Below are 16,093 nucleotides of genomic sequence, written 5' to 3' on the forward strand. Positions count from 1 at the left end.
CCCACCCTTAAGAGCGCTCTTTGAGAGAGAGGCTTCGTGGCCGCTCTAGCCAGCCACCTTCACCATCAGGAACAATTTCGACTACGTCGATTTTGCCTTCGCTGATGGCAATGATGCGTCCATTGTTACGTCCCAAGTAGTCACCCACTCTCACACGGTGCACACCACCCGCGCCGTTAACCAAGGCAAACATACCGGCCTCGTTTGAGAGTGTGCCCACCATCTGGAAGACTTCAATATTGAAGCCTTCCAAGAATTGTTTGATGCGCGTTTCGTCAGGCTTGATCTCTTTCGAGCCTTTCTGGCGATTGACCAGATCAATTTTGATCGGCGGCTGGAAAGGACTTCGCAGCGCAGCAGCACTGTAGGTAAAAGCTTCGTACGGCTGAAACTTGGGAAGCGGTTCAATCGAGCCTTTCGGACGAGTACGGACTTCGTCCATATACGTCTGCAGGTCGGCAAAATCGCCGCTCGAATCACAGCCAGCCAATGTAGCGAGTACCAAAGCACTAAGGATTAGTTTGGAGCGTCTCATTTTTTCGCCCCCGCCTTGGCTTTCGCTGAAGCCTTGTCATCGATGACATTCTTATCGTTGTAGCGATAGGTCTTAGCCAAGATGGTCATTCGCAACTTAGAGGTGCTATCAGCACTTACAGGCTTAATAGCAAAATCATGCAAGGTAACAATACGCGGAAGACTTGCCACGCCGCTGACGAATGTCGCCAGATCGTGATAAGCGCCTACAACCGAAATCTGAATCGGCAGTTCGATATAGAACTGCTGAGTGGACTCTGGAAGAAGCTTGATTTCTTCAAACTCCAAGCCGCTACCAAGACCGGTACGGGTTATATCTTCCAGAAGACCAGGTACTTCGGTATCACTTGGCAGTTGCCGCAAGAGCGCACCGAAAGAAACTTCCATTTCTTTCATCTGGTCTTTGTAAGCTTCCAAGTTGGCAGCCTGAAATGCTTTTGTGGAGAACTGTTGCTTAAGCGCCTCCTCTTGAGCGCGCTGCGCCTCAAGGTTCTCTTGGAGCTCTTTGAGGTGAAAGTTATAACCGAGCGCCAACACCACCACGAGCAGAATAAAACAGGCTATTGCTTTAACAGCTGCGGGCCAGGAACCCAAATTGTTAAAATCCAGATCTGCAAAGTCTACGTTCCGCAAACTTGCTAACGAATCAGAAATGCTCACTTCTTAGCCCCTTCTGCTTCGATGGAAGGCTGGGTCTGTTGGACCGTCAACTGGAATACGTTGGCCTGATCAATTTCACCTGCGGTAATCGCTTTAACTGCCGTCAGGTTCGGAGCGGTCAGCCACTCTGAAGCATCGAGATTACGCATAAGGTTCGAGACGCGGTTGTTAGACTCGGCGGCGCCTTCAATAGCGATCGTACTGCCCTTCATATTCAATGAAGTGAAGTACACGCCATCAGGCAACGTCCTGGCCAACTGATCAAACACTCGCCCGATAATCGGCCGATTGCCCTGCAAGTCCTGAATAATCTTCATACGCTCAAGCAGTTGCTGGCGACGAGTCTTCAGTTCGCTGATTTCCTTAATTCGAGCATCCAGTACCGCAATTTCTTTTTTGACGAACTCGTTACGCGCGTTCTGCTGGTCAATCGCGCCATTCAAGTATTGGTCGCCGAGAAACACAGCACCGCCGGCTACAATCAATACGCCTGCCAACGTCACCAGAAACCGCTGTTTGCGCTCCTCGCGCAGCTGTTCCCGCCACGGCAGTAAGTTAATACGCGCCATTAGTCGAAACTCCTCATCGCCAGACCACAGGCAATCATCAAGGCTGGCGCATCACTAGCCAGAGCGCCTGCGTTGACCTTGCCACTAAGCGCCATGTCGGCAAACGGGTTGGCAACCAATGTTTGCGTACCGATCTTCTGCTGAATCAGGCGATCCAGATCGGGAATTGAGGCGGTGCCACCTGCCAGCAGGATGTAATCGACATCGTTGTACTGGCCAGCGGCGAAGAAAAACTGTAGCGATCGAGAAACCTGTTGCACAACGGCCTCTTTGAACGGCTGCAATACTTCGCTGTCGTAGTCATCCGGAAGACCGCCCTGCTTCTTAGCAAGCCCAGCTTCTTCCACAGACAGGCCATAACGGCGCTGAATCTCTTCCGTCAACTGGCGACCACCGAACAACTGCTCGCGGGTGTAAATGGTCCGACCGTTATGCAAAACGCTCAGCGTCGTCATGGTCGCGCCAATGTCGACAATTGCTACGGTCAACTCGTCATGACCGCTACCCAACTGGGCGGACAGCAAGCCGTAAGCACGCTCGAGCGCATACGCTTCAACGTCGACGACTTTGGCGGTCATGCCAGACAACGCTAGCGCGGCTTCGCGAACTTCCACGTTTTCTTTACGGCAGGCGGCTAGCAGCACGTCTACACGATCAGAATTGCGTGCCGAAGGTCCCTGCACTTCGAAGTCAATGGCTACTTCTTCAAGCGGATAAGGAATGTACTGGTCAGCTTCAATTTTGAGCTGGTTTTCCAAGTCATCGTCAGAAAGGCCGGCTTCCATCTCGATGGTTTTGGTAATGACCGCAGAACCGGCTACTGCGACGGCAACGGTCTTGACGCCAGTCTTGGCTTTGGCCAATACGCGCGACAATGCCTGGCCTACGCCTTCCAGTTCAGCAATGTTTTTCTCGACCACTGCGTTTGGTGGGAGCGGCTCTACAGCATAAGCCTCTACTTTGTAGCGGCTTCCTGAGCGACTCAATTCGAGGAGCTTGACGGAGGTCGAACTGATATCGATCCCCAGCAGCGTATTCGCTTTCTTATTGAAGAGCCCTAGCACGACCGATTTCCTATTGGCATCCGCGACTTACGGACTATTTATGTTTTTTCACATTAAATAACAGTCTTGACATAAGCGCAAATGGCTACCTGGCAAAAAAAGCGCTTATAATGTGAACAGTTTTTCCCTTTCGACATCGCCCTACGCTTAACTCTTTCTTTTATCTGGAAATCCAAACATTTTGATGCGCCTGCTGAAGTTCTTCTGGTGGTCCTGCGTAGCCGTTTTTTGTGGACTGTTGCTCAGTCTGTCCGGCGCTTATCTGTACCTTAGCCCCGGTTTGCCATCCGTGGATTCGCTGCGCCGCATCCAACTGCAGATCCCGCTACGCGTCTACAGTAGTGACGCCAAGCTGATCGCCGAATTTGGCGAGATGCGCCGCACCCCCATCCGCTTCGCTGACATCCCTCCGAACTTCATCAAAGCGCTGCTTTCGGCCGAAGACGACAACTTTGCCAATCATTATGGCGTCGACCTCAGCAGCCTGATGCGCGCTGCCACGCAATTATTAAAAAGCGGCGGCCAAATCCAGTCAGGCGGTAGCACCATCACTATGCAGGTGGCGAAGAACTTCTTCCTCACCAACGAGCGCAGCTTCTCCCGCAAGATCAATGAAATCCTGTTGGCGTTACAGATTGAGCGTGAGCTGAGCAAAGATGAAATTCTCGAGCTCTACGTCAACAAGATTTACCTCGGCAACCGCGCCTACGGCATCGAAGCAGCAGCACAGGTTTACTACGGAAAACCCATGCACGATTTGAGCCTGGGACAGATGGCGATGATCGCCGGCTTGCCAAAAGCGCCTTCTCGCTTCAACCCACTGGTCAATCCACAGCGCAGTAAAGAACGCCGCGACTGGATCCTGGGCCGCATGTTCAAACTTGGCAAGATCGATCAAGGCCAATACGAGACCGCCCTGGCGGAACCCATCGACGCCAGTTACCACGTGCCAACCCCGGAAGTTCAGGCTCCTTACATTGCCGAAATGGCGCGCGCGGAAATGGTCGGGCGCTATGGCAGCGAAGCCTATACCGAAGGCTTTCACGTCACGACGACTGTTCCGAGCAATTTGCAGGAAGCAGCCAACGAAGCAGTTCGCAGCGGTTTGATCAGTTACGACCAGCGTCACGGCTACCGAGGCCCGGAAACACGCCTCCCCGGCATGACCCGTGAAGCGTGGCAAACCGAGCTAGCCAAGCAGAAAGTGCAGAACGGCATTGAGCCTGCAATCGTCACGCAAGTTGAAAAAAGCGGAATCCTGGTACTCACTCGCGGCGGCCAGGAAGAAACCGTGAGTTGGGAAAGCATGAAATGGGCGCGCCCCTTCCTGAACACCAACAGCCTCGGCCCACGCCCGCAAAAACCGGACGATGTTGTGCAAGTTGGCGACCTTATTCGCGTGCTCCGCCAGGAAGACGGGAACCTCGGCTTCAGCCAGATCCCAGCGGCGCAAGGCGCTCTGGTTTCGCTTGACCCGAAGAATGGGGCCATACGCGCACTGGTCGGTGGTTTCTCGTTTGAACAGAGCAATTACAACCGCGCCACCCAAGCCAAGCGCCAGCCCGGATCAAGCTTCAAGCCCTTCATTTATAGCGCCGCGCTGGACAAGGGTTATACAGCCGCCACCCTGGTGAATGACGCCCCGATTGTGTTTGTAGATGAATACCTCGACCAGGTATGGCGCCCGAAAAACGACACCAATACGTTCCTCGGCCCCATTCGCCTGCGTGAAGCACTTTATAAGTCGCGCAACCTGGTATCGATTCGCCTGTTGCAGGCCATTGGCATCGAATACGCCCTCGACTACGTCAGCCGCTTCGGCTTCAACAAGCAAGAGTTGCCGCGCAACCTCTCTTTAGCGCTGGGCACCGCCAACCTCACGCCAGTGGAGATCGCCGGCGGCTGGAGCACGTTCGCCAATGGCGGTTACAAGATTCAGCCATACCTGATTCAAAGCATTCACAGCCGCAATGGCGAAGCCCTTTTCGTGGCCAATCCGCCCAGCGCACCCGGCGAAAACGAAGACCAACCGGAAACAGTGGTCGACCCAGCAGCGGTTGCAGAGAACCTGCCAGTACAAGCCAGCAACGCCCCCGCCCCCGCTGTTGCCGAACGCATCGTCGACGCCCGCACCACTTACATCCTCACCAGCATGCTGCAGGACGTGATCAAGCGCGGCACCGGGCGCCGCGCACTGTCGATGGGTCGTAGCGACATCGCGGGCAAAACAGGTACGACTAACGAGTCGAAGGACAGCTGGTTCTCAGGCTTCAACGCCGACTACATGACCACCGTCTGGACCGGCTTCGATCAGCCAGAAAGCCTCGGCAGCCATGAATTCGGTGGCACCGTCGCGCTGCCAATCTGGATGAACTACATGAGCGCCGCCCTGAAAGACAAACCGGCTCATACCTTGCCGGAACCACCTGGCTTGCTCACCTTGCGCATCGACCCGGTAAGCGGCCGTGCTGCGGCGCCGGGCACGCCAAACGCCTACTTCGAAGTGTTCAAGAATGAAGATTCTCCGCCACCCATGAACGAGCTAGATCCCGGCACCAGCGCACCCGGCAGCCCCTTGCCCGCCGATGATGCCGCACCCATCGATCTGTTCTGATGTATGAGGCGCGGAGCAGGTAAGCCCTGCGCTAATGCTGATGCCCAGCCCAATAAAAAGCCCCGCACTTAGCGGGGCTTTTTATTGGGTCACTGCGGTTAGCCGTTGAACACGTCTTCAACCGAAGTCAGCGGGTAGTGCTTCGGATACGGCAGGGTTGCCACACCGCTTTCAATCGCAGCTTTAGCCACGGCGTCTGCCACCACGGTGATCAGGCGTGCATCCATTGGCTTCGGAATGATGTACTGGCGACCGAACGACAGCTCAACGCCACCGTACGCATCACATACTTCCTTAGGCACCGGCAGCTTGGCCAATTCGCGCAAGGCAACCGCGGCAGCGATTTTCATCTCTTCATTAATGCGGGTCGCACGAACATCAAGTGCGCCACGGAAAATGAACGGGAAGCCCAACACGTTGTTCACTTGGTTCGGGTAATCCGAACGACCGGTCGCCATGATCACGTCGTCACGGGTGGCGTGCGCCAGCTCCGGCGAGATTTCAGGATCAGGGTTGGAGCAGGCGAAAACGATAGGGTCAGCCGCCATACGCTTCAGGTTTTCGGCGGTCAGCAGATTGGCGCCCGACAGGCCCACGAACACATCCGCACCGTCCAACGCGTCCGACAGCGAGCGTTTCGGGGTTTCGTGAGCGAACACTGCTTTGTACTGGTTCAGGTCGTCGCGACCGGCGTGAATTACGCCTTTGCGGTCGACCATAAAGATGTTTTCGATCTTGGCGCCCATGCTGACCAGCAGCTTCATGCACGAGATGGCGGCAGCGCCAGCGCCCAGGCAAACGATCTTGGCATCGGACAGGGTTTTGCCAACAATTTCCAACGCATTGAGCATGCCGGCAGCCGTTACGATCGCGGTGCCGTGCTGGTCATCGTGGAAAACCGGAATGTCGCATTGCTCAATCAACGCGCGTTCAATTTCAAAGCACTCAGGTGCTTTGATGTCTTCGAGGTTGATACCACCGAAGGTGATGGAGATGCGCTTAACGGTGTCGATGAAGGCTTGCGGGCTTTCAGAATCGACTTCGATATCGAACACGTCGATGCCGGCGAAACGCTTGAACAACACACCCTTACCTTCCATTACTGGCTTGGATGCCAGCGGGCCGAGGTCGCCCAGACCGAGGATGGCGGTGCCATCGGAAATTACTGCAACCAGGTTGCCTTTGCCGGTGTACTTGTAGGCCAGCTCCGGGTCACGGGCAATTTCCCGTACCGGCTCGGCCACGCCCGGGCTGTACGCCAAAGAAAGGTCACGTGCGGTAGAAGTGGGCTTGGTCAGCTCGACACTCAGCTTTCCCGGACGTGGATGGGCGTGGTACTCAAGAGCGGCAGTTTTCAGATCAGACATGGTGGCATTTCCGCATTTTTATGCTGTTAATCAGACAAGGCAGCGAGGATACGCAAGATGCCGAACCCGAACAAGACTGATCAGTCACGTCTGTCAAGCGCTCTAACGTACGACTTTAAGCCAATCCCCAGGACGGGGCTCGCCACTTGGGTATAGATGATTGAGTAGGCGCAGACGGGACTCGGCGTCACCGGGCAGCGTACTGCCCTGAGCTAGCTTGGTCATGGTTTGCGCGCTTGTGGCACGCACCAGTTGCAGCCGGAGAGGTTGCGCTAGCTTACGCTCGTCCGCCCTCAGAGGTCGAAAACTATTGATCACTTTCAGGAAATTTTCGTCTTCGGTTTGCAACGAGGCCGGCGTCTTGACGCTCGCAATAAAGACGTATGCCGAGTCGCCTTTGTAGATGACAGCCACACGCTTGGCCGGTCGCCCCGGAATAATTGCGGTGTAACCCTGCAGCCCGGCTTGCTGCAACTCGCGCTCCTCGGCGAGGCTCCCTGACACTTTCGAACGGATGAACTGCTGGGGCGTTTGCCCCGGCTTGGTCTTCTCCAACACCACGGCAATAAAGGCGTCCTGTTCGGGAGTGGCGGCAATCACCGCATCGGGGCGATTGATCAGTTCCCAGTGCGGCGGCGCGCTGAACGTGAAACCGAGATCTGCGTGGTAAAACTGCTGGCCGCGACGAATCCCGGTTGATTCAGAATCGCCGTAGGGCAGCCCATCGATATGCCGCAAAAAGACGTCGCGCCCAACCTCTTGTTGGCCGGTCGCCAATGCCCGCGCCGGACCGACGACCTGCTGAAGACGCTGATCATTCCCAGGGTGGGTATCAAACACGCCGTGGTAGCTCGACGTTGGCTCCGCTTTCCCGGCTTTTCTGGCCTCGTCGCGGGCGTAGTCGTCCTGGCTTTTCAACACCTCAACCACCTCGATCATCGCCTGCGGGTCATAGCCGGCGCGGGCAAGGTATTGCGCGCCGAGCCCGTCGGCCTGTAGCTCCATATCACGCCCGTAGCCGCGCACGAACGCCGAACCCAACGCGCTGGTGACATCTGCCGCCGCGCCCACGCCTGTGCCTATCGCCACCGCCTGGCCGAGAATGCCCCAGGCTTGCGACTGGCTTTGCTGCTGCACGCTGTGGCGCGCCGTGACATGACCCACCTCATGGCCGAGCACCGCCGCCAGCTCAGCCTCAGAACTCAGGTACGCCAGCAAGCCGCGATGGATGTAGATGTAGCCGCCGGGCAACGCGAACGCATTGATGTCTGGACTATCGATCACGGTGAAGTGGTAAGTCAGGTTGCTGCGGTGGCTGTGCTTGGCCACCCGCTCGCCCACCTGCTGCACATAGGCCTGCAGCTTCTCGTCGGGGTAACGCGGGTATTGCTTAGCAATTTCCTGGCTATAGCTTTGGCCGAGCTCAAGCTCCTGGCGCTCACTCATCATCACGAAATTACTCTCGCCGGTAGCCGGATTCTGCGCGCAGCCCTGCAGCAACATGAGCAGCGTCAGCAGGCCAAACAACCGCATTCTCATGGCAGAACCTCCAACATTCCCGGATGGGTCAGGGGCAACATCCAGCGCGCCTCGCCTGACTGCTGATTACCACGGCGCGAACGATCAATGACCCAGCCACGCACTTCAACCCATCGCCCTTGCAATGAGCGTAGCGTTTTTAGCTCGAACGTTGGGAGCGCCTTTTCGGCGACATGGACGACCAGCGGGCCATCCATTTGCAACCAGATTCCGCCTCGATTCTGCTCAACCTTGACGACCTTGCCGTGAATCAAGGCGAAGCCGCTGGCGCTGAGCTGCTCTGCGGTAAGCATCAGCGATTGCTGCCAAACCCCAAGTCGTGCGGAACGGGCCTGACGCTCTGCCGCTTGTTGGCACGCCAGTAACGCCACATTCGGCGCGATAGCGACCTGCAATCCCAGCCCTTCGGCCAACAGCTGTGCTTCGATGTTTTGCCCGCTGCCGTTATAGACATGGGCGAGCGTGCGACCGTAGCGGTCTTTCGCTTGCTGTCCGACCTGCACAGCCACGCGCCCAGAACTTTCCGCAACCAATGCCTGAAGACGCCGCTTGGCCTGCTCGGCAAATGGCTCAGCGGGGCGGCGATTATGAGCAACTTCCGGCGCATTAATGCCGATCAGACGCACGCTGCGTCCGTCGACCAAACGCAGCGTGTCGCCATCGACCACTTTCTGCACAGCGACGATGGGCAACCCCTCCGGCGCCGAGCAAAACGCAGCAACGGGGGATAGATAAATCGCAGAAACGAAAAAGGCGCCCACAAGGGACGCCTTTTTCAACAACATCGAAAAGCCCATCAGGCCCTCCGAAGCAACAAGACCAATTAGGCCTTGGAGCCGAACACACCGAAACGCTGCTTGAAGCGATCAACACGGCCGCCAACGTCCAGCACTTTTTGCTTGCCGGTGTAGAACGGGTGGCACTCGTTGCACACGTCCAGGCTCAGTGGCTTGGCCAGGGTGGAGCGAGTTTGGATCACGTTACCGCAGCTGCAGGTAGCGGTTACGGCTTCGTAAACTGGATGGATATCAGCTTTCATGGTGTATTCCTCAGGTCTATCGCGCCGCCACCCAACACTATTGTCGAGTACCGCACGGAATTAGGCCGCGCATCTTATCAGAGTGCGGCGCTGACGCAAGACCGATCGTCAGCCATGTGCATGCTAAGATCGCGCCTCGTTTTTCAGGACATAACCGCGTGCCCGCCGTCATTTTGCGCCTCGCTCTGCCCTCTCCCCTGCGCCGCCTGTTCGACTATCTGCCGCCCAATGGCGTGTCAGGCAGCGACTTGCAGCCGGGCATGCGGCTGCGAGTGCCGTTTGGAAAACGGGAAATAATCGGCATCTTGGTCGAGCTCAGCGACCACAGCGACGTGCCGGCCGATAAGCTCAAACCCGCCATCGCGCTCATCGACGCGCAGTCGCCCGTGCCGCCCGCGTTCTTCAAGCTGTGCCTGTGGACTGCTCAATATTACCAGCACAGCCTTGGCGACACCTTTAGCTGGGCACTGCCCACATTGTTGCGCCAAGGCGAACCGGCCGAAGCGCGGCAGGAACGCTTTTGGCAGGTCACCGAAGGAGCGTCCCAGGACGACCCCCGCCTCGCCCGAGCCCCGCGCCAGCGCGAGGCCCTGAAAATCATCGCACAGCATCCCCACGGCGTAGCGCATCGGTTGCTCAGTCAGCTGCAGCTCAACAAAGACAGCCTCGAACTGCTGCGCGAGAAAGGCCTTGTGACCGTTGAGGCTCGCCGCCATGCCGCCATCGAGCGCCACGGCAATTGGCTTGCCCAACCCGAACTGCCGCTCAATCCGGAACAGCGCGCCGCCACCGAGGCCATCCGCAGCGGTTTCGATACCTTTAATGCGTTTTTGCTGGCGGGCGTAACCGGCAGTGGCAAAACCGAAGTGTATTTGCAGCTGATCCGCGAAACGCTCGAGGCCGGCAAGCAGTCGCTGGTGCTGATTCCTGAAATCAACCTGGGCCCGCAGACACTGGCGCGCTTCGAGCGTCGCTTCAATGCGCGCATCGCCTTGCTGCACTCGGCCGTCAACGACCGCGAGCGCCTGGACGCCTGGCTCGCCGCTCGCGACGGTGAGGCAGACATCATTATCGGTACGCGCTCCGCGCTGTTCACGCCGATGAAAAACCCAGGCCTGATCATCATTGATGAAGAGCACGACGCCTCTTATAAGCAGCAGGAGGGCTTGCGTTACCACGCGCGCGACTTGGCGTTGGTGCGAGCGCGCCAGGAAAACATTCCCATCGTGCTGGGCTCGGCTACGCCCTCCCTCGAAAGTTTGCAAAACGCCCACGCCGGCCGCTATGGCCTGCTGCGGCTGAACCAGCGCGCCGGCGGCGCTCAGCAACCGCGTTTTCTGCGCCTGGACATAAAAAGCCGGCCGCTCGATAGCGGCATCTCGGGCCCCATGCAGCAAGCCATGGGCCAAACCCTGGCGGCAGGCCAACAGGTGCTGGTGTTTCTCAACCGTCGCGGCTTTGCCCCTACGTTGTTGTGCCACGACTGTGGCTGGCTGTCGGAATGCCCCCGCTGCGACGCGCGCATGACGGTGCATCAGCGCTCACGCGAACTGCGTTGCCACCACTGCGGCCACGTCGAGCGTCAGCCGAGCAATTGTCCGAAATGCGCACAAGTTGACCTGCGTCCGGTCGGCGCCGGCACCGAGCGCGCCGAAGATCGCCTCGCTACCTTGTTCCCCGATGTGCCCGTGCTGCGCGTCGACCGCGAAAGCACCTCGCGCAAAGACGCCATGCAGAACCTGTTCAACACCATAAACAAAGGCGAGCCGTGCATCCTCATCGGCACGCAGATGCTGGCCAAGGGGCACCACTTCCCGAGGGTCACGCTGGTTTCCATTTTGGATGCCGACGGCGGCCTGTTCTCCGCCGACTTCCGCGCCAGCGAGCGCATGGCGCAGTTGATTGTGCAGGTGGCTGGCCGCGCGGGCCGGGCGGAAGAGCCGGGCAAAGTGATTATCCAGACCCATCTCGCCGATCACCCGCTGCTGGTGCAACTGACCGAACAAGGTTATTTCGCCTTTGCCGAGCAAGCCCTGAGCGAGCGCCGCGCGGCGGGCCTGCCGCCGTTCTGTCATCTGGCATTGCTGCGCGCCGAAGCACACAAACCCGGCCAAGCCGAGGGCTTCCTGGACGAGGCCTGTACCGAAGCAGAACACCTGTTGGGTGAGCTAAGCCTCACCGGCATTGAACTCCTCGGCCCGGTGCCGGCCCCCATGGAACGCCGCGCCGGCCGCTACCGCGCTCAATTGCTGGTGCAAGCCAACGCCCGTGCGCCGCTGCACAAGCTGCTCAACTACTGGCTGACGGCGCTGGAAAAGATGCCCAGCGGCCGAGCCGTTCGCTGGTCGCTGGACGTTGATCCGATTGACCTGTTTTAGCCAGGCGTAACTTTAAACCGCCGGTTCGATCCGTTTTTCGTACACCCTGTCAGCCTCCATCGCAGCCCCACCGATGACCGGTGCGGTTGGCAATGCCGTCATCGCCACGGATAATGGCCCATTTTCCACCCGCTTCCCGGCGCCCTGGCGCCCCGATGGCCGCACGAGCAGACCATGAAAGACACCATTCGCCAGCTGATCCAGCAAGCCCTCACCCGCCTCGTCAGCGACGGCGTACTGCCCGAAGGCCTTACGCCAGTGATCCAGGTCGAGAACACCAAAGACAAAAGCCACGGCGATTTCGCCAGCAACATCGCCATGATGTTGGCAAAACCGGCTGCCATGAAGCCGCGCGACCTGGCTGAAAAAATCATCACTGCCCTGCCGGTCGACCCGCAAATCCGCAAGGTCGAAATCGCCGGCCCCGGTTTCCTGAATTTCTACCAAGACACCCAGGCCCTCGCCGAACGCCTTGAGTTGGCCCTGGCCGACGCCAAACTCGCCGTGCGCAAAGGCGCTCCTGCCCAGCGCGTGGTGGTCGACTTGTCGTCGCCCAACCTGGCGAAAGAAATGCACGTCGGCCACCTGCGCTCCACCATCATTGGCGACGGCGTGTCGCGGGTGCTGGAGTTCCTTGGCGATACCGTCATTCGGCAAAACCATGTGGGCGATTGGGGCACCCAGTTCGGCATGCTGCTGGCCTACCTGCAGGAAAATCCGGCGACCAGCGAAACAGAATTGTCAGACCTCGAGGGTTTTTATCGCGCGGCCAAGCAGCGCTTCGATGAATCCCCAGAATTCGCTGACCGCGCCCGCGAACTCGTGGTGCTGCTGCAAGCCGGTGAACCGGAGTGCATGCGCCTGTGGCATAGCTTTAATGCCATTTCCCTGGCGCACTGCCAGAAAGCCTACGACCGCCTCAACGTGAAACTCACACCCGCCGACGTAAAAGGCGAGAGCGCCTATAACGACGACCTGGCCAATGTGGTCGCCGACCTTAAAAGCGCCGGCCTGCTGGTCGAAAGCAACGGCGCACAATGCGTGTTCCTTGATGAGTTCAAAAACGCCGAAGGCAACCCGCTGCCGGTGATCGTGCAAAAGGCTGGCGGCGGTTACCTCTATGCCACCACCGACTTGGCCGCCATGCGCTACCGCAGCCAGGTGTTGAAGGCTGATCGCGTGCTGTATTTCGTCGACCAGCGCCAGGCGCTGCATTTCCAGCAGGTATTCGAAGTGGCGCGCCGCGCAGGCTTCGTGCACCCCGGCATGCAGCTTGAGCACATGGGTTTTGGCACCATGAACGGTGCCGATGGCAAACCTTTCAAAACCCGCGACGGTGGCACCGTTAAGCTGATTGACCTGCTCGATGAAGCGCAGGAGCGAGCCTACGCCCTGGTTAAAGAAAAGAACCCGGACGTGAGCGAAGACGAGTTGCGCACCATTGCCCGTGTGGTGGGCATCGGCTCGGTGAAATATGCCGACCTGAGCAAACACCGCACCAGCGACTACAGCTTCAACTTCGAACAGATGCTCAGCTTTGAAGGCAACACCGCGCCGTATTTGCTCTACGCCTACACCCGCGTGGCGAGCATTTTCCGCAAGCTGGGCAAGGGTTACGACGAAGTGGAAGGCCAGATCCGTCTGGACGCCGCACAAGAGCAAGACCTTGCCGCCAAGCTCGCGCAGTTCGGTGAAGTGCTGAGCAACGTGGCCGAGAAAGGCACGCCGCATACGTTGTGCACCTACCTCTACGAGCTCGCCGGCCTGTTCTCCAGTTTCTATGAACACTGCCCAATTCTTGCTGCCGAAGACCCGGCTACTCAGCAAAGCCGTTTGCGCCTGGCGGCCCTGACCGGTCGCACCCTCAAGCAGGGTCTGGAATTGCTGGGCCTGGAAACTCTGGAGCGTATGTAAGTTGGCGGCTAAGAAAAAACCTGCACCCAAGCGCGGCGCAAGCCGCTATCAAGCGCCTGCGAAGCGTCCCGTGCCGGGCTGGATCTGGCTGGCGTGCGGCTTGGCCATCGGCGCGTTCATTGTGCTGCTGATGAAGCTTGAACCGGGACGCAAAGAAATCCAGCGCGACAAGCCGGACGACAAGAACACCAAAACCACCGTGGTGCCGAAAACCCCGGCGAACCCCAACACGCCGACGCCCAGCGGTCCGGTCAAGCCCAAGTACGACTTCTATACCTTGCTGCCCGAGTCGGAAGTTATCGTGCCGCCGGAAGCCGTGCCGGAGAAAACGCCGCCACCTGCCACCCCGGCCGAGCTGGCCAAAGCCGACGCCGCGCGCGCGGAAGCGGCACTCAAGGGCGAAACCCCGCCGCCATTGCCCACGGCGGTTAAAGCGGCAGTGACCCAATATTTCTTGCAGGCCGGCTCGTTCCGCAAGCAAGACGACGCCGACAAAGTACGCGCGCAGATCATTCTGCTGGGGCAGGACGTCCAGGTGGAGTCGGGCATGGTGCGCGAGGAGACCTGGTACCGCGTGCTGGTGGGTCCGTTTAGCAACCGTGAGCAACTCACGGCCGCGCAGAAGAAGCTGGCCGGCAGCGGTTTCAGCAACTTGCTGCTGCAACAGCGACAAGGGCGTTAAGCCACCGCGCGCCGCAAAGTTGCCCCCCTGGCCTTGGGCAGCTTCCTACATAGGCGCCATACCCCCGAGCGGCATAGTCGAAGCCGCTCGGGCTAAGCGTGAAAAAAGCTACGCCAACGCCCTATCCGCCCGAGCGTCCTCTCCTAATGAAAAGGTCGCTTCGTATGCATAAGTCATCCCTTCCTTCGCCTTTACGTCATCTGCCACTTCTAGCTGCGATGAGTCTGGCCGGGCTTACAGCTCAGCAGGTATCGGCCCACGGTTATGTGGAACAACCCAAATCGCGTGCTGTCCTGTGCACGGCCTCGGCCGGCAACCTGAACAGCAACTGCGGCAGCGTGGCGTACGAACCTCAAAGCCTGGAATACAGCCCCTCGGTCAACCACCACTTCAACGGCGCGTACTGTGCCGGCGACTTCACTCAATGCGGCCCGGCCAACGAAACCATCGCCGCCGCGGGCATGGCGGCGTTCGGTCAGTTGAACGAGCAATCCGCCACGCGCTGGGCAAAGAACCCGATCAAGCCCGGCCCAAACACCTTCAAATGGCACTACACCGCTGGCCACGCCACCTCGTACTACCAGTTCTACATCACCAAGAAAGACTGGAATCCCAACCAACCGCTGACGCGTGACTCATTCGAACTGACGCCGCTGCTGCATGAAGACGCCTACGGTGCGCGCCCCGCAAACGGCGACAGCAGCGACCATACGGTGAATATTCCGAACGACCACACTGGCTACCACGTCATCTTGGCCACGTGGAAAATTGCCGACACCGCCGCCACGTTCTACCAAGTCATCGACGTCAACATCAGCGGCACCGGCGCCAGCGCTCCAGGTACAGCCACACCGCCAGTTACCGTACCGGCCGCTGCCTGGAGAAATATCGGCACCGTGCAGCCGCAAGACCTGCAAGTGGGCGACACGGTAAAAACCCGCGTATTCACTGCCCAAGGCGAACAAGCCGACCGCCAAACCACGCTGACCATCGAAACGGCCGATCAGGCCCAAGCCAACATTTGGCCGTTCCTGCTGGCGCAAAAGGTGGCGAAAGCTAACGCCGGTTACTTGATGGGCGAGCTCAACACGCGCAACGAAGTGGTGCCCAACTACGGGCAAAACAGCGTGTACAGCAAGGCCGACAGCGATGTCGTGCGGGTCGAAGTCCAGAAGATTCAAGGCGCACCCATCACGGCGGGCAGCCTTGAGCTAAACGGCCTGCAAGACACCTACCGGGTCGAAGGCGGCAAAGCACAGCTGCATTTCAACGCCCTCACCCAAGGCGGCGCATACACCGTCAGCGCCACAATCTTCAACGCCGCAGGCGAAAGCGTGGCGTATCAACAGAGCGCTGCGGGCGTGACCTCGCCACACCTAATGTTCACCTTGGATAACCCGGCGGGCGGCAGCTACGACCTGGTGGTGGTGGCGAAGCCGGAACAAGGCGAGCCGCTGCAAAAAACCCACCGTTTCACTATCGACGCGCCAAGCGTCAGCGCCCATGACTACGTGTTCCCCAATGGCCTGAAGAGCTACAAAGCCGGCACGAAAGTGTTGGCCCGCGACGGCAACACTTACGTCTGCAAGCCGTTCCCCTACAGCGGCTACTGCGTGCAGTGGAGCACCAGCGCAACCCAATACGAGCCGGGCACCGGTTCGCATTGGCAAATGGCCTGGACCCGCGAATAACCTGAGGAGTTACTAGCGTTCGGTTGAAACAGCGAGGCGCCT

The 16,093-nt window shown here is 58.7% G+C and carries 13 protein-coding genes; 5 read left to right on the forward strand and 8 right to left on the reverse strand.

The genetic code is table 11. The annotated features are described in order from the left end of the window. Positions 1–7 precede the first annotated feature (7 nt). Genes pilP through AC0IW7_RS02180 form a run of 4 tightly spaced genes read right to left on the reverse strand, consistent with a single transcriptional unit; the run spans position 8 to position 2,827 of the window. Positions 8–535 carry a type 4a pilus biogenesis lipoprotein PilP gene (gene pilP, locus AC0IW7_RS02165; protein ID WP_122494503.1) on the reverse strand — a complete coding sequence of 176 codons (528 nt, stop codon included), beginning with the start codon at positions 533–535 and terminating at the stop codon, positions 8–10. Beyond that, positions 532–1,194 (reverse strand): type 4a pilus biogenesis protein PilO, encoded by a 663-nt coding sequence (pilO, locus tag AC0IW7_RS02170; RefSeq protein WP_471815533.1) that lies wholly within the window; start codon positions 1,192–1,194, stop codon positions 532–534. Before pilO ends, pilP begins: the two co-directional genes overlap by 4 nt. Then, positions 1,191–1,763, reverse strand: coding sequence for a PilN domain-containing protein (locus AC0IW7_RS02175; protein WP_463550524.1), 573 nt, complete (start codon positions 1,761–1,763; stop codon positions 1,191–1,193). Before AC0IW7_RS02175 ends, pilO begins: the two co-directional genes overlap by 4 nt. Then, complete coding sequence (locus AC0IW7_RS02180) at positions 1,763–2,827, reverse strand: pilus assembly protein PilM (RefSeq protein WP_122494509.1); 1,065 nt, start codon at positions 2,825–2,827, stop codon at positions 1,763–1,765. Before AC0IW7_RS02180 ends, AC0IW7_RS02175 begins: the two co-directional genes overlap by 1 nt. A gap of 184 nt (positions 2,828–3,011) precedes the next feature. Here AC0IW7_RS02180 and AC0IW7_RS02185 point away from each other — a divergent pair, with 184 nt between their 5' ends. Then, complete coding sequence (locus AC0IW7_RS02185; RefSeq protein WP_471815534.1) at positions 3,012–5,441, forward strand: penicillin-binding protein 1A; 2,430 nt, start codon at positions 3,012–3,014, stop codon at positions 5,439–5,441. Between the two features lie 98 nt (positions 5,442–5,539). Here AC0IW7_RS02185 and AC0IW7_RS02190 read toward each other — a convergent pair whose 3' ends face one another. The 4 genes from AC0IW7_RS02190 to rpmE form a co-directional block, all read right to left on the reverse strand. Beyond that, on the reverse strand, positions 5,540–6,808 hold the full coding sequence (locus AC0IW7_RS02190; protein ID WP_122494513.1) for a malic enzyme-like NAD(P)-binding protein: 1,269 nt from the start codon (positions 6,806–6,808) through the stop codon (positions 5,540–5,542). A gap of 102 nt (positions 6,809–6,910) precedes the next feature. Further along, a complete protein-coding gene (locus tag AC0IW7_RS02195) occupies positions 6,911–8,341 on the reverse strand; it encodes a M48 family metalloprotease (RefSeq protein WP_471815606.1) in 1,431 nt (476 codons plus the stop codon). Positions 8,342–8,343: 2 nt separating this feature from the next. Then, complete coding sequence (locus AC0IW7_RS02200; RefSeq protein WP_471815535.1) at positions 8,344–9,144, reverse strand: thermonuclease family protein; 801 nt, start codon at positions 9,142–9,144, stop codon at positions 8,344–8,346. 26 nt (positions 9,145–9,170) lie between these two features. Further along, positions 9,171–9,386 (reverse strand): 50S ribosomal protein L31, encoded by a 216-nt coding sequence (gene rpmE / locus AC0IW7_RS02205; RefSeq protein ID WP_108096257.1) that lies wholly within the window; start codon positions 9,384–9,386, stop codon positions 9,171–9,173. A 158-nt stretch (positions 9,387–9,544) separates the two neighbouring features. On the opposite strand from rpmE, the gene AC0IW7_RS02210 reads away from it, so the two are divergent. The 4 genes from AC0IW7_RS02210 to gbpA all read left to right on the forward strand — a co-directional run bounded on the left by AC0IW7_RS02210 (position 9,545) and on the right by gbpA (position 16,051). Beyond that, positions 9,545–11,764 carry a primosomal protein N' gene (locus AC0IW7_RS02210; protein ID WP_471815536.1) on the forward strand — a complete coding sequence of 740 codons (2,220 nt, stop codon included), beginning with the start codon at positions 9,545–9,547 and terminating at the stop codon, positions 11,762–11,764. 174 nt (positions 11,765–11,938) lie between these two features. After that, entirely contained in the window at positions 11,939–13,678 is a 1,740-nt protein-coding gene (argS, locus tag AC0IW7_RS02215) for an arginine--tRNA ligase (RefSeq protein WP_471815537.1), read from the forward strand. A gap of 1 nt (position 13,679) precedes the next feature. Further along, positions 13,680–14,360, forward strand: a complete 681-nt coding sequence (locus AC0IW7_RS02220) for an SPOR domain-containing protein (protein WP_122494523.1) — start codon at positions 13,680–13,682, stop codon at positions 14,358–14,360. Between the two features lie 164 nt (positions 14,361–14,524). Next, complete coding sequence (gene gbpA / locus AC0IW7_RS02225) at positions 14,525–16,051, forward strand: N-acetylglucosamine-binding protein GbpA (protein ID WP_471815538.1); 1,527 nt, start codon at positions 14,525–14,527, stop codon at positions 16,049–16,051. Positions 16,052–16,093: the final 42 nt, after the last annotated feature.

This window comes from Pseudomonas sp. AC229 (assembly GCF_979254655.1).